This is a genomic window from Micromonospora sp. NPDC049102 (assembly GCF_043197485.1).
In the GTDB taxonomy this organism is placed as follows: domain Bacteria; phylum Actinomycetota; class Actinomycetes; order Mycobacteriales; family Micromonosporaceae; genus Micromonospora.
Window position 1 is genome coordinate 121,519 of record NZ_JBICTE010000002.1, and the last position, 19,650, is coordinate 141,168.

General features: G+C 68.5%; 10 protein-coding genes and 2 pseudogenes. 8 read left to right on the forward strand and 4 right to left on the reverse strand.

Annotation, left to right across the window (positions count from 1 at the left end; all coding sequences use genetic code 11):
* Nucleotide 1: 1 nt before the first annotated feature.
* Nucleotides 2-5,587 (reverse strand): hypothetical protein, encoded by a 5,586-nt coding sequence (locus ACGFH9_RS03155; protein WP_393214506.1) that lies wholly within the window; start codon nt 5,585-5,587, stop codon nt 2-4.
* Nucleotides 5,588-6,544: 957 nt separating this feature from the next.
* Here ACGFH9_RS03155 and ACGFH9_RS03160 point away from each other — a divergent pair.
* Entirely contained in the window at nt 6,545-7,456 is a 912-nt protein-coding gene (locus tag ACGFH9_RS03160) for a hydroxymethylglutaryl-CoA lyase (protein ID WP_393215246.1), read from the forward strand.
* A gap of 57 nt (nt 7,457-7,513) precedes the next feature.
* Here the strand turns inward: ACGFH9_RS03160 and ACGFH9_RS03165 are convergent, their stop codons facing one another.
* Nucleotides 7,514-8,074 (reverse strand): snapalysin family zinc-dependent metalloprotease, encoded by a 561-nt coding sequence (locus ACGFH9_RS03165; RefSeq protein ID WP_393214509.1) that lies wholly within the window; start codon nt 8,072-8,074, stop codon nt 7,514-7,516.
* A 162-nt stretch (nt 8,075-8,236) separates the two neighbouring features.
* Here ACGFH9_RS03165 and ACGFH9_RS03170 point away from each other — a divergent pair, with 162 nt between their 5' ends.
* The 4 genes and pseudogenes from ACGFH9_RS03170 to ACGFH9_RS03185 form a co-directional block, all read left to right on the forward strand.
* A complete protein-coding gene (locus ACGFH9_RS03170; protein ID WP_393214512.1) occupies nt 8,237-9,769 on the forward strand; it encodes an acyl-CoA carboxylase subunit beta in 1,533 nt (510 codons plus the stop codon).
* Nucleotides 9,770-9,833: 64 nt separating this feature from the next.
* Nucleotides 9,834-10,982, forward strand: a complete 1,149-nt coding sequence (locus ACGFH9_RS03175) for an acyl-CoA dehydrogenase family protein (RefSeq protein WP_393214515.1) — start codon at nt 9,834-9,836, stop codon at nt 10,980-10,982.
* Nucleotides 10,983-11,125: 143 nt separating this feature from the next.
* A pseudogene (locus ACGFH9_RS03180) lies at nt 11,126-12,181 on the forward strand (helix-turn-helix domain-containing protein); the annotation flags it as partial.
* Between the two features lie 87 nt (nt 12,182-12,268).
* Nucleotides 12,269-13,804: pseudogene (locus ACGFH9_RS03185) on the forward strand (XRE family transcriptional regulator); the annotation flags it as partial.
* Nucleotides 13,805-14,045: 241 nt separating this feature from the next.
* Here the strand turns inward: ACGFH9_RS03185 and ACGFH9_RS03190 are convergent.
* Nucleotides 14,046-14,546 carry a MarR family transcriptional regulator gene (locus ACGFH9_RS03190; RefSeq protein WP_355242817.1) on the reverse strand — a complete coding sequence of 167 codons (501 nt, stop codon included), beginning with the start codon at nt 14,544-14,546 and terminating at the stop codon, nt 14,046-14,048.
* A 100-nt stretch (nt 14,547-14,646) separates the two neighbouring features.
* Between ACGFH9_RS03190 and ACGFH9_RS03195 the strand changes: the two genes are divergently transcribed.
* Together ACGFH9_RS03195 and ACGFH9_RS03200 are read left to right on the forward strand one after the other, a co-directional pair.
* Entirely contained in the window at nt 14,647-15,231 is a 585-nt protein-coding gene (locus tag ACGFH9_RS03195) for a YceI family protein (RefSeq protein WP_355242815.1), read from the forward strand.
* Between the two features lie 285 nt (nt 15,232-15,516).
* Entirely contained in the window at nt 15,517-16,995 is a 1,479-nt protein-coding gene (locus tag ACGFH9_RS03200) for a glutamate--cysteine ligase (protein WP_393214520.1), read from the forward strand.
* A 196-nt stretch (nt 16,996-17,191) separates the two neighbouring features.
* Here ACGFH9_RS03200 and ACGFH9_RS03205 read toward each other — a convergent pair whose 3' ends face one another.
* Complete coding sequence (locus ACGFH9_RS03205) at nt 17,192-18,727, reverse strand: hypothetical protein (protein WP_393214523.1); 1,536 nt, start codon at nt 18,725-18,727, stop codon at nt 17,192-17,194.
* Between the two features lie 122 nt (nt 18,728-18,849).
* On the opposite strand from ACGFH9_RS03205, the gene ACGFH9_RS03210 reads away from it, so the two are divergent.
* The gene (locus ACGFH9_RS03210) at nt 18,850-19,551 is read left to right on the forward strand and encodes a PASTA domain-containing protein (RefSeq protein WP_393214526.1); all 702 of its coding nucleotides are present in this window, start codon (nt 18,850-18,852) and stop codon (nt 19,549-19,551) included.
* Nucleotides 19,552-19,650: the final 99 nt, after the last annotated feature.

Below are 19,650 nucleotides of genomic sequence, written 5' to 3' on the forward strand. Positions count from 1 at the left end.
CTTACTCCTGGACGGGGTCAGGCCGGCAGTTCAAGACCTCTGTGGCGAGCGCGTAAAGATCGGAGGCTCTGTCCGGATGGGCCTTCGAGAGGTCGTGGATCGCGTTTACCCAGTGCTGTTTCTCCGCGCTGTACAGGCGGTGGGAGTGATCCTTCACGTACTGCAGAGCGGCCGCCGTTCTACCGGTGACAACTAGGTCCACCGCATGCAGTGCGGTGGCCGCTCCTCGGGCTTCATGTTCACCGAACGAATCTTCAATGAGTTTTTCACGTAGGCCAGCATCGATCATATGGCCCCGCTCGCCGATCAGCAGGCGGGTGCGGTTCGTCGGGTCTTCGCCGCCCAGTTCCTGAAAGTCGAGTACGAATTCGGCCTTGCCATGCTTGCCGATCTCGCCCAACAGTGGCGTGAACTTACGGAACCACGGATCGTCGTCCACCCGCTTGACGATCTCCGCCAGCTCGTTGACGGCCGACTCCTTGGTGAGCTGCTTCCCAAATTCGGCGAGCGACTCAAGCTTCGCGGCTTTGTTCGGCGCGAGGAGCAGTCCACCGACTGCCCAGTTAGGCGTGTTCTTGGCCAGCTTGACAGATTTGGCTGCACTGGTGAAAAACCATGCAGCGAAGGTGGTAGACAACTCCGTGTCAGTACCGTTGCCCCCAGTCAACCGCCAAAAGATGTCCAAATTCAGATTTGCCAGACCCTCGCTTGTCTTGGCTGGGCGGATGACGGGGTGCAGGATGCTCAAGCCGTACGTGGCCGAGAGTGCGTGCAGCGCGGGAGAAATCTTTGCATTGGTCACCACAATTGGTTGCTGCCGCTTGAGGGCAAAAAGCTGCGCCAGGTGGCGGGCGTCATGTACGTGTCTGGGGGCAGCCTCCGCACCGCGCCTGTAGGCGCCCAAGAAAATGACCGGACCGTCGAAGTCTTTGGACGCCTCGCGAATTTCCGCTTCGGTTTCCTCCGATGGTACGTGGCCGACCCAATAGACACGTTCCGACCGGCGGATACCCGGCGGCAGTAGCGCGTCTTCCAACATCCCGTCGGGCAGCAACCTCTCCAGCGTGGCCACCTGGGTAGGATGGTCGTAACGAAAATGGGCGACGTTCGGCCAGGACTGCTTCAGAGCGATCAAGCCGTCTGCTGGAAGAATGAATCTCAGTTCGGGCTGGGAGTCTGCTGGGACTCGACTGAATGAATCCACAACCACCACTGCGTATCCAGCTGGGATGACGTTGAAGTCCTCATGTTGACCCCGTAGCAGGAAGCGTTCTCCGTCAACGAGCCGCTTAGCCGTGGCGGCGGGAAGCATGACGAAGGTGCGGCCCCATGTGGGCGAGGTGAGTTCGCTCAGTATGGCCGAGGTCAACGTGCGTTCGTGGGATGGACTTTCTGCCAGCTTGCGGTTGGTTTCAGCCGGGTGCTCGGCGAGCAGGCGTAGCAGAGAGTCCGGTGACGCGTTCGGCTGCGCTGCCTCAGGTAACAGGTCTACGGCGTCCCGAGCGAGGTCTCTCTGCCGGCCGGACTGTAGGGCGGCTATGGAAGCTGACTGAAGCGCGATTTGGTCGATCCGCTCCAAAATTCCGCTCAACCTGTCGTCGCCCGCATGCGTCCGCCAGAGGCTTTCCCGAAGCCCGCGTAGTTGCTGACCACCAACGGCGGTTAGTGCTTTCTGCCACCCCTGGTGTCCCAAACCCGAGGTGAGGGTTCCGAGTGGCCAAGAGATCCTCTTCAAGAGCTCCCGGCCGACCGGCTCGAGATTGTCGCGCCACTCGGGTTGGTGCAATGCCTCGACGAGGTACGCAAGGTCGTTCGCAAGCTTGATCCAGGGCGCCCGTTCGGCCGGCCCGGTGCCGGGCGGTAAGCCCTCGCCGCGCTCGTATGCCTCGCGAGCTTTCCGAGTGTTGCGCAGACGGTTGACAAGCTCCAGTTGGACCGCGTTCATCTGCTCGTGCGACAGGGCTCCGTCGAGGAGGTGACGGATCTCATAGACCGCGACGTCCTTCATCCGCCCGTCGTTGTTGTCGAGCTGTTCGAATTCGCTGCGACGCGCTCCGCTGTTGATGCCAAGGACGTCGTGCTGGCGGAATCGCTGCGTTGGTCGGGCGAGAAGTGCATTGTCGAGATAGTCGCCAATCGAGAAGTTCGTCGCTCCTGGAATCGCGTGATCAAGTAGGTTTCCGGATCGGAGTGCCGGTGTCCAACTGTCGGATGGGTGCCGAGCCCTCAAGCTGGCGCCGCGTATTTTGACCCATTGGCGCTTAATTTTGGTGGCAGCGTATTCAAGGTATCCGCGCGCTGGTGCCGGTAGGGCTGCGCGGACGGCAGCCAAGGGGTTTCGTAGCGCGATTGCCAACCGGTTCTTCAATAGGCCCGAAGTTTCAGGAAAATCCCCGTAGACGTGGAAGGAAACAGCGGAGGCATGCGTGTAGACGTGGGTCATGAAGTCCCAGATCTCGGCGACGCCAGGTTCGTACCGATAACGGTCGACGTCTGCGGGATTCACATCAAGGTAATGGGCAGCGATAAGGCCGCCAAATTTTATGCCCTCACGAAGTATGTCGCGGGAGACAGGTTGATAAATGCGGCCCTCCTTGAGGAGCCATCGCACCAGATCGACCCCATCGCCGAGCGGTACGCCCACATTCCACTGGATGTAGTCCCCCTTGTTTGGGCGGGCGATGAGCACTCGGGCGTTCTGAAAATCCTCGTTAATTTCCCATCCGGCCTCCGGCGGATAGATCTTCTCTATCGCCGCGCCTTCCCCGATGGAACCTCTCCTCCACAATGGCGCCTGGTCGAGCCGCTCGGTAATCGCTTCGAGTTCCCGGCTTACCTGCTGCCATTCGGGGCGGCCCACGTCACCGTCGGGATAGACCAGCGTCGGATGGGTAACATCCTCGATGATCGGAAATCGGAGCCTTTTTCCGTCTCCGTTTTGGGGCCGATCGGTTTTCCCGGCCAAGTACCCATCGATGCGTTCGAAATAGCTCCGTTTATCGAGCTTCGTGTACATGAGAACCGGTCCGTCGGCTGTCGGGCGCCAAGTCGCGACAAGTTTACTGTCGGTGCGCTTCACTGGTACCACGATCGCCTCACGTTCGGCCTCGATGCCGAGGCCTGCCGCCGCTTCGTCGAGAACGCCGGGGTCGACTGTCTCGGCTCCGGCGGGTGCGGGAATGTGCGCAGTCAGGGGCAGGAGGAATTGTTCCCCGGCGTAGGTAGGGATTCGGGCCCGGCCGCCCTGCTGTCCGTCCAGGAAGACCACTCCGTGCTCGTCGTGCAGCACATTGAAGGCGTGGGACATCGCCCCGAGGGCTTCGAGCGCCGGGTCACGGACAAGCAGTATCGCTCGTGACCCGAGTGGCGCGGCCTGCATTGCCGCACGAGCGGCCTCCACGTTGGTTCGGTACACCGGCGGTATCGCGTCCTGCGGTAGCCCCAACTCCTGCCGCTGGTAGTTGACCAGATGCGCCTCGTGCTCCGGGTCGGCGGTTCCCGCCACCCAATCGAAGTCCGAGCTCCCGGCGTTCATGTCGGACACGATCGCGGTGAGCACACAGTTGGTGCTCGAGTGATCCGGGTTGACTCCCGCTAGCCACGGGTATGCCGCACGAGCTGCGTCGTCGTCGGCGAACCGGGACGGAATCACGGCGTACGAGTCGGCCGTGCGTAGGACGGATAGATTGCTTTGCCGGATCAATTCGGTCACCGACGTTGCCGGTTCGGTCACCGGCGTTGGAGCAGCTGCGGTATGAGAAGGAGTAAGCGCGTCCACCAGGTGCACTGTCCGCGATACGCGTACCGCATCAGTCTCGCCGGAATTCCTGAACAGTCCGCCTCGCGAATCGGTCTGGCCCAGCGTCTCACGGATGCGGTCACCGAGGGTGGCGACGCCCCGTAAGCGTTGCGTGCCATACTCGTTACTGAAGTGTTCGACCAGTAGGCTGGCGGCCCGTTCGGGCCGATCCCGCACACGCAGCCTGTCGGCCGCTTCGAGAATAGCCGCCGGCATCTGTGGAATATGATTCACTAGCAATATGTTATTTACGTCGGTCACGATCTTCAAATCCGGAGACCTAAGGGCTGCGAGTCGCTGTAAGCGGGTGTGGATCAGCGCCGAATGGTTGGCCAGGGATGGAGCTGGCACGCCCTTCGACGCTTGCTTGAAGACACGGTCGGCGATGTCGAGCGAAAGGGCCTCCATAAACAGCGGCACAGCCCCTGCCGCCTCCGGTAGGAGCAACCTCCTGATGTCGCGACGATCGGCGTCGTCGAGGAGGCGTTCGTAGATAGAGGTGAAATCGCTGCGCGCCATCAGCCCGAACAAAGAATGAACGCTGCCGCCTTGCCTTGGTCCGGTATGTGCAGCGCGTGAGCGGTACATGTTGATAAGTTCTACGAAACCTTCTGCGCTCCGCGACAGCGGCTTGGAGAACCGGGTCTCGTGCATCTGGGCCACCATCTGCGTCGCCCGATGGATAGCGCGTGACTGCGCCTTCGAAAGCAGCCTGTCTACAGCTCCTGATATTTGTGGTAGACCGATGCCGTACGCCGCTTGCAGTTTGGCCCCGAAGTTTATGTCCCCAACCAGTAAAACGGTATCTCTTGCAAGGGTGATACTAGACAGGGGTGTGGCTGCGGCGCTTAGGATAACCTCCCGGTTGGGGCTATCCAATGCTATTCGCCGAATTTCCGCGACCAGCGCGATGATTTCCCTCGTCGCCGCTCTGCCGTCCGTCAGGCTCGACATGGGTGACAGCACGAATTCCAGGTCGCCGGTGTTGGTCGACCCTGGAACGTTGTCAGGCTCAAGACGCCATCCTGGTCCGAAGGCCAAGACCTCGCCTCTGCTCCGGAATGGAACGGTGACCCCGGGAATCTCCAGTTCGAGGCCAAAAGCCGCGGTCAAGGTTGGCGAAAGGTGCTTCCCGGCTTGCCGAGCCGACTCGCTCGCTGCGGTCTCGATATAGCGGCGAAGCTGCTCGAAAGTGGCCCGATCGGGCCGTGAAGCGATCCTACGAGCCCCCGCTGCGGGCAGGCTGCGAAGTCGATCGCCCTGTGTGGCACCGCCGCGTAGGCGCAGCACCGGGGCCAAGGCATCACGAACATCCGGGACGATCCCCGCCGGAACGGGCGGGCCGGGAAAACTGGTCGCGACAGCTACGACGTCCCTGTCCTCGCCGGCGAGGACAGCAGGTAGGTCGAGGTCGGCGCCTGTGCCGGCGATGGAAGGATGTTTGGCGAACAGATGAACGGCCGGCAGAACCAGTACGTACTCGGCGGTGTCCGGCGTGGCGGGACGCCCGTGGATGTCGATCGGCAGGACCCGATCACTGCCTGCGCCGGCCAGGGCGTTGCCGGTGACAAGGACGGGTAAGCCAAGCGTGCCGGTGCGGGCGATCGCCCCGTCCAGGGTGAGGGCGGCGGCGACTGACGCCGGCGGAGCGTCCACCATCCGGGCGACGACGCTCAGCGGCTGCGTCAACAACGTCCGCGCCACTACCGCAAGCCCGTCCAGGGCCGGAGCGGTGTGGACCAGATGCAGGCCCGGCGCGGGCGTGGCGTCGTGCACCTCTGCCGGCACCGACCCTGGCTCCTGGCTCACGAAAGAGCCAGAGTCCACCCAGGTAGTGAGGAATTCGGGACAATTCACACGCGCTGTCACCGTCACTCGCTCCTACTTTCCTGCGACAGCACCTGAGCATGGCACTTGGCGGCAAAGGGTCAAGCCAGACTCTGTGACCATATTCCCGGTGTGGCCGCTGATCTCGGCGTAGCGGCGTTAGAGGTTGGCCAGTTCGGGGCCGATCCAGTCCGGGGCTTGTCCCAGTACGCGACCCGCACCTCTGTCTTGACCAGGAGGCACGCGTCGTCGTAGACGTGAACGGCGTCGACCGCGCCTCGGTGCGGGAGCGCTCGGGTGGGAAAAGGGGCGGCGTCGTCGTGGCGGCAGTCGATGCGCCAGCGTGGGCAGCATTGCGGGTGTGATGGGCGGGCGGCGCTGGCCGTTCGGCGGGCTCGGTCACAGTAGACCTCTGGCGCGTCTGATCCTGCAGTGAGCTGACGTCTGACGCCGGTAGGCTGCCGGCGACCTCGACGTACGTGAGAGACGGCGTCATCGGAGCGAGCTGCGGAGCCGGGCTCACCGGTGTCGGGAAGATCAGCCGGGTGTGGTGTCCCCTGGCTGCGGCCGGCGACGCGCCCCGTGCCCTCGATAACACCTCAACGGCGTCCTCGATCGCACCAGTCCTGCGCCGAGACAACCGAGACCCGTAGCGATCACTCAAATACTTGAACTCGCTTAGAATGGCGATACCCTGACCTTGAAAACGCCCCGAGGAGCTTTGGTGGGCGTGGTGTCGAAACGGCCGCACCCACTCAAGCGCTTACGGTCGGCGACGAATCCCAGGACGACCGGACGGAGTGGTCCACGGAAGGTCGCCGGCGTCACTGATCGCCTGGCTGACCCAAGTGTTGGTGGCACCCAGCCGGCGGAACCCGGGTACCGCCCTCGTGACAGTGAGGTAACCAATTGGCTGACTTGCCGGATTTCGTGCTGATTCGCGAGGTCGGGCCGCGAGACGGGTTGCAGAACGAGGAGCCGATTCCCGCCGACGCCAAGGTGCGGCTCCTCGACGCGCTCTCCGCCACCGGGGTACGCCGGATCGAGGCGGTGTCGTTCGTGCACCCGAAGGCGATCCCGCAGATGGCTGACGCCGACGAGGTGTGGCGGCGGGCGGCGAAGACCGACGGCGTGCGGTACTCGGCGCTGGTGCCGAACACCCGGGGCGCGCAGCGGGCCCTGGCCGCCGGGTTCACCGAGATCGAGGTGGTGGTGTCGGCCAGCGACACCCACAACCGCCGGAACGTCAACCGCTCGACCGACGAGTCGTTGGACGACATCGCCGAGCTGATCGACCTCCTGCACGGGGCCTCCGCGCGGGTCGAGGTGATCGTGGCGACCAGCTTCGGGTGCCCGTACGAGGGGGACATCGACCCGGGGCGGGTCGCCGGCATCGTCGACCGCGTGGTCCGCGACGGCGCGGACCGGGTGGCGTTCGGCGACACGACCGGCATGGCCACTCCGCGTCGGGTCCGTGAGCTGCTGACTGCGGTACGCGACCGCAACGCCCACGTGCCGGTGCTGCTGCACTTCCACAACACCCGGGGTACGGCGCTGGCCAACCTGCTGACCGCACTGGAGCTGGGGGTGACCGAGTTCGACGCCAGCGTCGGTGGCCTGGGCGGCTGCCCGTACGCGCCGGGCGCCAGCGGCAACCTGGCCACCGAGGAGGCGGTGCACATGCTGCACGACATGGGCATCGACACCGGCATCGACCTGGACGCCCTGATCGAGGTGGCCGAGCTGGCCGAGGAGTTGCTCGGCAAGAAGCTGCCCTCGGGCGTGCTGCGGGCGGGCCCGCGTACCCGGCTGACGCCGATGCCGAGCTGAGGACGCGACGAAGGGGCCGGCGGAACACGCCGGCCCCTTCGTGGTGCGGGGGTTCGGTCAGCCCACCGTGGTGAGCGGCGCCGGCCAGCTGTCACGGAAGATGTCCGCGCTGCGGTCGGTCGCGCTGAACGTACCGGCGAAGAGGCTGCTCACCCGGTTCGCCTCGGCGGTGCTCGGGTACGGGTTGGTGCAGCTGGTGCCGGCGCTGCCGCCGGACATCAGGATCGCGCAGTTGCCGTTGTAGTTGTCCGGCAGACCGAGGATGTGCCCGATCTCGTGGGTCATGATCCGTAGCGGGCTGTACTGCGCCGCCTGCTGCGTGTCGATGTAGACCCGGCCGTTGCCGAGGCTGGTCCGCACGGCGTACGAGCCGCCGCCGGTGATCTGGTAGATCCGCAGGTTCGAGCCGCAGTTCGCGGAGAGCGTCAGGTTGCTGGTGGCGTTGTTCCAGATCGAGGCGGACTGGTTGGCGGTGCCGGCGTAGGCGCCTGCCTGGCTGGTGTTGTAGCAGATGGTCATCGCGGCGGACGCGGGCGCGGGGTTGGCGACCGTGACGCCGAGCGTGGCACCTGCCGTCGCGACCAACGCGACGGCGAGCCGACTGAGTCGTGAGGTCATCGTTGACTCCTATCCAAGAGGGGGTGTCAGGAGCCTATCCACAGAGATTAATAGATTTCAATGTTTGACGGGAAGGAGCGTGGATGCCGCGCGGGTCGTCGGAGGGTGTGCGAATGCGATAGCCTAACGATCGTTCAGGTCAACACGGGCGAGGGAGTCGGCGTGACGCTCGACGGTGAGGCGCTGGAGCAACTGCGCAAGCGGGCCCGGTCCGGCGGCGCGGACAAGTACCACGCGGCCAACGAGGCCAAGGGCAAGCTCTTCGCGCGCGAACGTGTCGCGCTGCTGGTCGACGAGGGTTCCTTCGTCGAGGACGGCCTCTACGCCAACGCGCTCGCCGAAGGCCTGCCCGCCGACGGCGTGGTCACCGGCACCGCCACGATCGACGGCCGGCAGGTCTGCCTGATGGCCAACGACTCCACCGTCAAGGCCGGCAGTTGGGGCGCCCGTACCGTCGAGAAGATCATCCGGATCATCGAGCGGGCCTACGGTGCCGGCGTGCCGATGGTCTACCTGGTCGACTCGGCCGGCGCGCGGATCACCGACCAGGTCGACCTCTTCCCCGGTCGCCGTGGCGCCGGCAAGATCTTCTGGAACCAGGTCCGCGCCTCGGGCTCGATCCCGCAGGTCTGCGCGCTGTTCGGCCCGAGCGCCGCCGGAGGGGCGTACATCCCGGCGTTCTGCGACGTGGTCGCGCTGGTCGACGGCAACGCCAGCATGTACCTCGGCTCCGACCGGATGGTTGAGATGGTCACCGGGGAGAAGACCACCCTGGAGGCGATGGGCGGAGCCAAGGTGCACACCGCCGAATCCGGTGTCGGTCACTTCCTCTGCAAGACCGAGGCCGACGCGCTCGACGTCGTGAAGACCTACCTGTCGTACCTGCCGGCGAACTGGACCCAGGCGCCGCCGGCCGCGCCGGCGGTCGCCGCGTCCGCGAAGGTCGACCTGGCCGCGCTGGTGCCGGCCAGCGAGCGGCAGGCGTTCGACATGCGACGGTACGTCAAGGGCCTGCTCGACGAGGGTTCCTTCTTCGAGATCCAGGCGCTGTGGGCCAAGGAGTTGACGATCGGCTTCGGTCGCCTCGACGGCCAGGTCGTCGGCGTTGTCGGCAACAACTCGATGTTCAAGGGCGGCGTGCTCTTCGTCGACTCGGCCGACAAGGCCACCCGGTTCGTGCAGCTCTGCGACGCGTTCAACGTGCCACTGCTCTTCCTCAGCGACGTCCCCGGCTTCATGGTGGGTAGCGCGGTCGAGAAGCAGGGCATCATCCGGCACGGTGCCAAGATGATCACCGCGATCTCCGAGGCGACCGTGCCGAAGATCTGCGTGGTCGTCCGCAAGGCGTACGGCGCGGGCCTGTACGCGATGGCCGGCCCCGGCTTCGAACCCGACGCGACGATCGCGCTGCCCACCGCGAAGATCGCGGTCATGGGGGCCGAGGCCGCCGTGAACGCCGTCTACGCCAACAAGATCGCGGCGATCGAGGACGCGGACGAGCGGGCCGCCTTCGTGGCCGCCAAGCGGGCCGAGTACGAGCAGGACATCGACGTCGTCCGGCTCGCCAGCGAGCTGGTGGTGGACGCCATCGTCGAGCCCCACGACCTGCGTACGGAGCTGGTCCGCCGGTTCGCGGCGGCGCGTACGAAGGACCGGCACTTCTCCCGACGCCGGCACGGCGTCACCCCGGTCTGACCCGCACAGCCACCCGTCCCGGCGTCACGAGCGCCCGGCGGACCGTCCCCACCAGGAGGATGCGATGGACTTCCGGCTCACCGACGAACAAGCGGCGCTGCGGGAGAGCGTGCGGGACTTCGCCCGCGAGGTGGTCGCCCCGGTCATCGCCGAGCACTACGAGCGACACACCTTCCCGTACGAGGTGATCCGGCAGATGGGCAAGATGGGCCTGTTCGGCCTGCCCTTCGACGAGGAGCACGGCGGGATGGGCGGCGACTACTTCGCCCTGTGTCTGGCTCTGGAGGAGTTGGCCCGGGTCGACTCCAGCGTGGCCATCACGCTGGAGGCGGCCGTGTCGTTGGGCGCGATGCCGATCTACCGCTTCGGCACCGAGGAGCAGAAGGCGACCTGGCTGCCCCGGCTGCTCAGCGGCGAGGCGCTTGCCGGGTTCGGGCTCACCGAGCCGGGCACCGGCTCCGACGCCGGCGGCACCCAGACGCGTGCCGTGCTGGACGGCGACGAGTGGGTGATCAACGGTTCGAAGGCGTTCATCACCAACTCGGGCACCGACATCACGGCCATGGTGACCGTCACCGCGGTGACCGGCACCAACCCGGACGGCTCCAAGGAGCTGTCGACGATCATCGTGCCGACCGGTACGCCAGGATTCACGGTGGCCCCCGGCTACTCCAAGGTCGGGTGGACAGCCTCGGACACCCACGAGCTGACCTTCGACGACTGTCGGGTGCCGGCGGCCAACCTGCTCGGTACGCGCGGCCGAGGGTTCGCCCAGTTCCTACGGATCCTCGACGAGGGCCGGATCGCCATCGCCGCGCTGGCCGTCGGCCTCGCCCAGGGCTGTGTCGACGAGTCCATCAAGTACGCCAAGGAGCGGCACGCCTTCGGTCGACCGATCGGCGACAACCAGGCCGTCCAGTTCAAGATCGCGGACATGGAGCTGAAGGCGCACACCGCCCGGCTGGCCTACTACGACGCCGCCGCCCGGATGCTGGCCGGCGAGCCGTTCAAGCGGCAGGCCGCCATCGCGAAGCTGCACGCGAGCACGATCGCGGTGGACAACGCCCGCGAGGCCACCCAGATCCACGGCGGCTACGGCTTCATGAACGAGTACCCGGTCGCCCGGTTCTGGCGGGACTCCAAGATCCTTGAAATCGGTGAGGGCACCAGCGAGGTGCAGCGCATGATCATCGCCCGCGATCTGGGTCTCTGACCCCACCGGAACACACGGGTCCGCGGCAGTACTGGAGCGGCCACTGTCGATCAACCGTTCGGCTGTCGGATATCGGCGAGCGGACGTCGGCAGGACGACGTTCGACTGCCGATGGTCGGAGGCGAACCGTACTCTTCGTGCCCATGACTCCGGATCATGGACGGTCGCGGAGCCCGGACGGTCGTACCGGGCTGCCGGAGTTGCTCCGTGCGCACCGGCGCTCCGCCGGCCTGACGCAGGCGGAGCTGGCGTCCCGTGCCGGGGTCGGCGTGCGGACCGTGCGGGACCTGGAGCGTGGCCGCTCGGTTCGACCGCAGCGCACCACAGTCGATCTGCTCGCCTCGGCGTTGGGGCTCGCCGGCGCCGCCCGGGTGGCGTTCCTGGCCACGGCTCGTGGCGCGCTCGGCGGTGAGCTGTCCGGGTCGGATGTCATCTCGGGAACGCCCGGCGGCGCATCGACGGCCGACGCGACACCGGCCGACGCGCCGGTCGCGCTTCCGCCCCCGGTCGCCCTGATCGGACGCGACCGTGACGTCACCGAGCTGGCCGCGATGCTGACCGCGGAGCACGGCCCCCGGCTGGTCAGCCTCGTCGGGTTGGCCGGTGTCGGCAAGACCGCGCTCGCACTCGCCGTGGCCCACGCGGCGGCACGCGCCCATCCGGGCGGTGTGGCCGGCGTGCTGGTCGGCCAGGGCTCGGACGCGCCGGACGTGCTCGCCGCCTCGATGACGGTCCTCGGCACCGCCCGGCTGCCGGAACTCGTCGCCCGTCTCGCCGGCCGGCCGGCGCTGCTGGTCATGGACGCCGTCGAACGCGCTCCCGGCCCGGTGGCCGAGACAGTGCACCGGCTGGGCACGGCACTGCCGTCACTGCGGGTGCTGGTCACCGGACGGCACCCGGTCGGGCTGCCTGGCGAACGGGTCTGGCCGGTCGCCCCGCTCGAGGTGCCGCCGCCGGACGCCGAGCACTCCGGCCCGGCCACGCTCGTCTCGTGGAGTGCGGTCGCCCTGTTCATCGCACGGCTCGCCCAGGTCCGTCGGGAGCCGCCCAGCCCCGACGAGCTACCGGCGCTGGCCGCGCTGGTCCGCCGGCTGGGCGGCCTGCCACTGGCCATCGAGCTGATGGCCGCTCGGGGACGGCTGCTCGACCTCACCGAACTGCTCGACCGGTACGGCGACCGCGTGCTGGACCTGACCACCTCGACCGACCCGACCCGGGGTCGGTGGGACGGGCCGGAGGTGGCCGCCCGCCGTCCGTACGCCACCGATGCCACGCGAGCGGCGGTGGCGGTGACCCTGCGGGACGCGGTGGCGACCAGCTACCGCCTGCTCGCCGCGGACGAGCGCGACGCGCTGCGGCGACTCGCCATGTTCGGCAACCGGTGGTCGGTGGAGATGGCCGAGGAGATGCTCACCGACGAGGCCGACCGGGACGGCACGGTCGCCATCGACCCGGTTCCACTGCTGGACCGCCTGGTCGAGCTGGGCCTGCTGAGCGTTCGCGGCACCGGACCGTTCCGGTTCCGTCTGCTCGACACGGTCCGTGACTTCGCCGTCGAGCAGGCTGTCGGTGGCGGTGAGCTGACCTGCGTACGACGTCGACACGCGGAGGTGATCGCCCGGCTCGTGGCGCGGACCGCCACCGAACTGGCCGGTCCCCGGATGCTCGACGCGGTCCACCGGCTCGACGAGGTGAGCAGCGACATCAGCACCGCGCTGGCCCACGCGGCCTCCGACGATCCGCTGACCGCGCTGCGGCTCGCCGCCTGTCTACCCCGCTGGTGGCGCTTTCGTGGGCGCGACGTCGCCGGGCGGCAGTGGCTGCGGCGGTTGCTGGCCGACCCGCGAACCGCCGACGCGGACCCGATCCTGCGTGGTTGGGCCAGCCTCGGCGTGGCGCGGCTCGCCGCCGAACACGGTGCCGAGGCCGACGAGGTCCCGACGGCGCGCGCCGCGTTGGAGGTCTTCCGAGAGTCCGGCGACGTGACCGGCGAGCTGGAGGCACGAAGCGTGCTCGGCGCGCTGCTGACCAGCGTCGACGAGCACGACGAGGCGCGGGAACAGGCCGAGGCGGTGCTCCGGCTCGCCGCCCGCAACGGGCGTACCCGTGATCTGGCGGTGGCGCAGAACAGTCTTGCCTGGCACGAGATCCGCGTCGGCGACCTGGCTGCGGCGCGCCGACGGCTGGCTGCTGTGGACCGGCTCGCCGCGGAGGGCGGTGAGCAGCGGTTGCGGGTGCTGGCCTGGGCCAACCGTGCCGAAGTGTCCCGCCTCGAGGGCCGGTACGCCGACGCCGTCGACCAGGGGCGGCGGGCGGTCGCGGCGCTGTTCGAGCTGGGCGACCCGGGTCATCGCCGGCGCGTGCTGGGCACGGTCGGCCTGGCGCTCGCTCAGGACGGACGTGTCACGGAGGCGACCGAGGTGCTCACCGAACTGCGCGTGGGCACCGCCGAGGCGACGCTCGCCGCGCCGGGGCAGCAGTGGACCGGGCGGGTCGGGCTGCCGCGACCACGCTCGGACGACACGGTGTTGTCGTGGAGCGGGCCGGAGGTGGGAATCTGCGCGCTGACCGAGGGGAACCTGGCGCTGCACGCGGGTGATCGGGAGTTGGCGGCCGAGTGGTTCGCCGCCGCCGTCGAGGCCGGTCACGACCGGCGGGACGTGGTGGAGGCGCTGGTGGGCCTCGCCGCGAGCACCGGCGACCCGGCCGTCCTCGATCGTCTCGACCGGGTCTGCGAGGACACCGGCATCCGACTGCTGCCGCAGGAGTCCGGTCTGCTCTACGCACTGATCGCCGCGCGGGGCGGAGCCACCGAACGGTGAATGGACGCCTGTCGCCCGTAGGGGACTTCCGGGTCGAGAGTGGCGCGGGCGAAGAGCCCCCTTGGTGCTACCCCTCGCTGTTCGCCCGCGCCGTCACCCCCCGGTGATTCCCCGGTGGGCGAAAGCCTGCCACCGCTGCCGGGGAAAAAGGTGTTCTTCAAGAGGTTTGTCCGGTCCACAAGGTCAGTTCTGCCGGTCTTTCTGCCGGTGTCGCCCGGACGCCCTTCTTGCGGGCCAGCGGTCAGGTCGGGTCGCAGTCGTCGGCCATCTCCTGCTCGGTGCTGCCGGCGGTGGCGCCAGGATGGACGGCGTCCCGCACCCGTCGCAGGCCGTCGAGCAGCGCCGCCAGCGCCTCGGGTTCGAGCTGGCCGGTGAACCACTGCTCGATGATCCGTAGATGCCCGGGCAGCGTCTCGTCGAGCCGCTGCATCCCGGACGTGGTGACCACCGCGTACGAGCTGCGACGGTCGTTCGGGCATGCTCGGCGGGTGAGTAGCCCGTCGCGTTCCATCCGGTCCACCACGCGGGTCACCCCGCTCGTGGACAGGGAGGTCTGTGCGGCGAGGTCGGTCATCCGCAGTTGGTTGCCCGGCGAGCGGGCCAGGCGGGTAATCACCTCGAACTCGACCTGAGAGAGGCCGTGCTCCTCAAGTTGGGCGGCGAACCGGGCCGAGAGCCCGGCGTGGGCCTCGTACAGGAGGCCAACCGCGGTGATCCGGGGGTCGTCGAACACGTTGGTCACTCGTTCATCCTACCAGTACTTGACACGGGGAATGTTGTTGCGGTTATATTTGCCCAAGCAGTCGTTGGGCTACTAAACAATCTTCTGGAGGACACCAGTCATGACCAGCAGCATCGACGCGGTTACCCGCGACTGGGACGGTCTCACCATCCCGGCGGCCGGCACCTACGTGCTGGACGCGGCGCACAAGCGGGTCGGATTCGTCGCCCGGCACATGATGGTGAGCAAGGTCCGCGGTGAGTTCAACGAGGCGACCGCCACCATCACGATCGCCGAGGACCCGCTCCAGTCCTCGGTCGTCGCGACCATCCAGGCTGCCAGCATCGACACCACCCAGGGTGACCGGGACGCGCACCTGCGCAGCCCCGAGTTCCTGGACGCGGAGAAGTACCCGACCCTGGAGTTCCGCAGCACCGGCGTCAAGTCCCGCAACGGCAACGAGTTCGTGCTCAACGGTGAGCTGACCATCAAGGACGTCACCCGTCCGGTCGAGCTGGAGGTCGAGTTCGAGGGCGTGGGCCGCAGCCCCTTCGGTGCCCAGGACGTCTTCGGCTTCTCCGCGAGCACCGAGATCGACCGCGAGGAGTTCGGCCTGACCTGGAACGTCGCCCTGGAGACCGGCGGCGTCCTGGTCGGCCGCAAGATCAAGATCGAGATCGAGGGCGAAGGCATCCGCCAGGCCTGATCCCACGGATCACCGGTACGCCGGGCCCGCGCCGTACGTCGGCGCGGGCCCGGCGTCGTCCGTACCAGGCACGTGTGAATTGTCACGACTTGTTCTTGCCAACGCGGGGTCCCGCACGACGCCGACGGGGTAGAGATGGCGCCACGAGCGCATCCGCTCCCGCCGGCGTCGGACCACCGTCGTCGGCCTCTGGCTCTGGCCAGGCGAGCGCTCTTACCGTTGATGGTTCACAATGCGCTTTCCGGGACGGCATGATCCCGACCGCGCCGGTTGTCGGGAGGACACATGGGCAGGGACGTCTCGCAGGGCGCCTTCACCCGGGAGGACCGCGTCCGTTACCGGCAGAAGGTCCGGCGGTGCCTCGACGTCTTCGCCCTGATGCTCGACGACTTCGGGTTCGACGCCGACCGGCCGATGACCGGCCTCGAGATCGAGCTCAACCTGGTCGACTCGGCGGCCGAGCCGGCGATGCGCAACGAGGAGATCCTCGCCGAGATCGCCGATCCGCTGTTCCAGACCGAGTTGGGGCAGTTCAACCTGGAGTTGAACGCGGAGCCTCGGCTGATCGAGGACGCCGGATTCGCCGACTACGAACACGACCTGCGCAGCAGCCTCTCCCGGGCCGACGAACGTGCTGCCAGGTCCGACGCCAAGATCGTCCTGGTCGGCATCCTGCCCACCCTCACCGAGGGGCACCTCGTCGAGGACAACCTCTCCACCAACGAGCGCTACCGGGTGCTCAACGACCAGATCGTCGGCGCCCGGGGCGAGGCCATCGAGCTCGACATCCGGGGTGTCGAGCAGTTGCGCACGCACACCGACTCGATCGCCCCCGAGGCGGCCTGCACGAGTCTCCAGTTCCACCTCCAGGTCGCGCCGGACAGCTTCGCCGACTACTGGAACGCGTCCCAGGCCGTTGCCGGAGTGCAGGTGGCGGTCGGGGCGAACTCGCCCTTCCTCTATGGTCGCCAACTGTGGGCCGAGACCCGCATCGCCCTGTTCAAGCAGGCCACCGACACCCGCCCGGAAGAACTCAAGGCCCAGGGCGTACGTCCCCGGGTCTGGTTCGGCGAACGCTGGATCACCTCGATCTTCGATCTGTTCGAGGAGAACGTCCGGTACTTCCCACCGCTGCTGCCGATCTGCGAGGACGAGGACCCGGTGGAGGTGCTGCACGCCGGCGGAGTGCCCCAGCTGAGCGAGCTGCGGCTGCACAACGGCACGGTCTACCGCTGGAACCGCCCGGTCTACGACATCATGAACGGCCGCCCGCACCTCCGGGTGGAGAACCGCGTGCTGCCCGCCGGTCCGACAGTGGTGGACATGCTGGCCAACGCGGCCCTCTACTTCGGGCTGGTCCGTGGTCTCGCCGAGGCCGACCGACCGATCTGGAGCCAGCTCACCTTCTCGTCGGCCGAGGAGAACTTCCACTCGGCGGCCCGTCGTGGTCTGGACGCCGTGCTGCACTGGCCCCGGATCGGTGACGTGCCGGTCACCAAGCTCGTGCTGGACCAGCTATTGCCCGTTGCCGCGACCGGGCTGGACGGCTTCGGTGTCGCCCCGGCGCAGCGGGACCGGCTCCTCGGCATCATCGAGCAGCGCTGCCGTACCGGCCGCAACGGCTCCGTCTGGCAGACCGAGGCGGTCTGGTCGGCCGAGCGACAGCGGGGCATGGACCGCCCGGCAGCCCTGCACCACATGGTCAAGCGCTACGCGGAACTCCAACGCACCAACGAACCAGTCCACACCTGGCCCGTCGACTAACCCCCCCCCGGCCCCCACCCCCCCCACCCCCCCACCCCCCCACCCCCCCACCCCCCACCCCCGCGCTGTCGATCATGAAGTTGTTGCCACCTGCCGCGGCGTGTCGCAGCAATAACTTCATGATCAACGGAGGGGGACGGTGGGGGCGGTGGGGTGGGTGTGGGGTGGGGTGGGGTGGGGCGGTGGGTGGGGTGGGTCAGGTGGTGGTGCGGCGGGGTGGGCGGGCACGGTGGGGGGTCGGGGTGTCGGCTGGGGCTGCGGCGTCCGGGGCGGGACGTGGGGCGGGGATGCGGGGTTCGGCGGTGGTCGCGTCGTCCGGCTGGGTGTCCGTCGTGGTCGGCGCCGCGGCGGTCCTGCCTCGTCGGGCAGCCGTAGCGGCTGCGGCGTCGCTCACCGAGCGGGCGCGGCGTCCCGGTCGGGTGCCGTCCGAGTCACCCTCCCGGGTGGGCGTCGGGCGCGAGGTCGGGCCGAGCCCCATGGCCCGGGTGGAATCCGCCCCAGTGGTCGACTCCGGTTCGGATGAGCCGGCCCCGGGGGTCGACACCGGTTCGGATGAGCCGGCCCCGGGGGTCGACCCCGGTTTGCGTCGTGCCACCGGCCCGGTCGGCGTCGGTTCTGTGTGGTCGGTCGCCGTCGCCCGTCCGGGGCCGTCGGCCGGGGCGGTCGGTCCTCGATCGGCGGCACGTCGGCGGTTGCCGCGTTCGGCGAGGCGGGCGACCAGTATCGAACCGCCGACGCCGGCGATCACCGCGTACGGGGCGATGAGCTGGGTCGAGAACTGTGCCGGCCCCGGGGTCGCCCAACGCGGCACGGTGGTCAGGTAGGCGAGTGCGACGAGCAGCGGGCCGGCCGCGCCGGAGGCCGCAGCGCCCACCCGGTGCCCGCCCGACCGCACGGCGCCCCGGGCGGTGAGGGCACCGATCAGGAGCGCGGGTACGAGCGCCAGCAGCGCGCCGGGCCAGTAGATCTGGCCCCCGATCCAGTACCGCGCGTGGTCCGGGTCGAGCTGCCACGTGCCGAGTTGGGCGCCGGTCAGCCCGCGTCCGACGCGTACACCGTCGATGACCGAGACCACCGCGAGCAGCCACAGCCAGGCGGCCGTCGCGGTGATGTTCAGCGCGACGGTACGGGAGCGCAGCGCCCAGAGCGCGACGACAACGCCGATCAGGATTCCCAGCGCCGCGTGCAGGGCCGCGACCCGCTGCGGCACACCGGTGTCGGCACCCACGGCGACCCGGGCCGGTACGGCGACCAGCAGTACGGTGACGAGCCCGCCGAGCCCGGCACCGAGTGTCAGGGACAGCCGCCGAAACAGGCCGCCGCGCTCGTCCGTCGGCGGTGCCGACCGATCGACGGCCACGGCCGGCCGGTCGTGCGCCGCGTCGGCGTCCCCGGTCCGGGTCGGCCGTTCGGAGCCGAGCATCGCCGGCTGCGGCAGGTCAGCCTCGACCGCGGGGATGGAGGTCGGCGCGGCGTCGGTCGTCGGCGGGTCGGCCGGTGCGGCACGCTGGTGCAGTCGCTGCGCGCAGACCGCACCCAGCACCGTCGAGCTGGCGGCGAGCCAGGTGGCCCAGGCGAGACCGTCGGCCCAGGCCGTGCCGTTGGTCCCGGCCTCGGTCGGCGTCCAGGTGATGACGCCGAGCCCGTAGCCGAAGCCCAGTTGCGCGGCGCCCGCGCCGGCAGCGACCCCGACCGCCGTCGCGATCGATACTCCCCAGCCCCGTCTGGCCATGCCGGGCAGCGTAACGTCCCGTCGTCGGTGCGGCGAGTCGCAGTGACCCGCCGGTGTGGACCGTCGGCACAACGTGATGGGCGGCGAACGGTACGGTCGCCGGTGATGAGGCGGTGGGCGGTATGACGGACGCGAACACGGGTCGACAGGATTCCGGCGGCGGTCGGGACGGCGGCGGTGGCAGCCGAGCCAGTGTGCTGCTCGGTGGCGGGCTGGTCGCGGTGCTCCTGGCCGTGGTGGGCGCCACCGGTGGCTGGCTGTTGGCCGGCGAGGACGACGAATCTCCGGCGAACCCGCAGGCGGTCGCCACGGTGACCGGTACGCCGACCGACGAGGCCACCTCGTCTCGGCCGACCACCGGTCGGACCACTCCGTCCGCTCCCCGGACGACCGCCTCGGCGACGAAGGGGACCGGGCTGACCGTACCTCCGGTGGTCGGGGCCGACTTCGTGCAGGCGCGCGAGATGCTGCGCAAACAACGGTTGGGGTGGCGTCTGGTCTTCGGTGGTGGCATCGGGCGCACGGTGGAGAGGGCCTCGCCGGCCGTGGGCACCACGGTGACCCGGGGTACCACCGTCGAGCTGCAGATCCCCGGTCCGGCGCCCGCCGCCGAGGTGCCCGACGTGGTCGGCGACGACTGCGCCAAGGCAGCGGACGAGCTGGTTGAGGCGGGGCTCTACCCGAGTTACCGCAGTGGGCGCAGCGGAAAGGTCAGTCAGCAGGTACCGGCCGAGGACGGTCCGGCCCGCTGGAACGACGAGGTCAGCATCTGGTGTGGGGCGGCGGCCCCGCCGAGCCAGCCGACGGCCAAGCCCACCATCTGACCGACCCCGACCTTCCCCGACCCGCCGGCGGCACGCGGTTCGCGTCACCGATGCCGGCCGACGTCGACGTGGCCGGTTAGGTTGACGGTCGAGGGCCAG

What these genes read in the sequence shown, in the direction of transcription:
- ACGFH9_RS03210 (WP_393214526.1), top strand. Translation starts at nt 18,850, where the DNA reads ATGACGGACGCGAACACGGGTCGACAGGATTCCGGCGGCGGTCGGGAC.
- ACGFH9_RS03165 (WP_393214509.1), bottom strand. Translation starts at nt 8,074, where the DNA reads ATGACCTCACGACTCAGTCGGCTCGCCGTCGCGTTGGTCGCGACGGCA.
- ACGFH9_RS03200 (WP_393214520.1), top strand. Translation starts at nt 15,517, where the DNA reads ATGGGCAGGGACGTCTCGCAGGGCGCCTTCACCCGGGAGGACCGCGTC.
- ACGFH9_RS03175 (WP_393214515.1), top strand. Translation starts at nt 9,834, where the DNA reads ATGGACTTCCGGCTCACCGACGAACAAGCGGCGCTGCGGGAGAGCGTG.
- ACGFH9_RS03195 (WP_355242815.1), top strand. Translation starts at nt 14,647, where the DNA reads ATGACCAGCAGCATCGACGCGGTTACCCGCGACTGGGACGGTCTCACC.
- ACGFH9_RS03205 (WP_393214523.1), bottom strand. Translation starts at nt 18,727, where the DNA reads ATGGCCAGACGGGGCTGGGGAGTATCGATCGCGACGGCGGTCGGGGTC.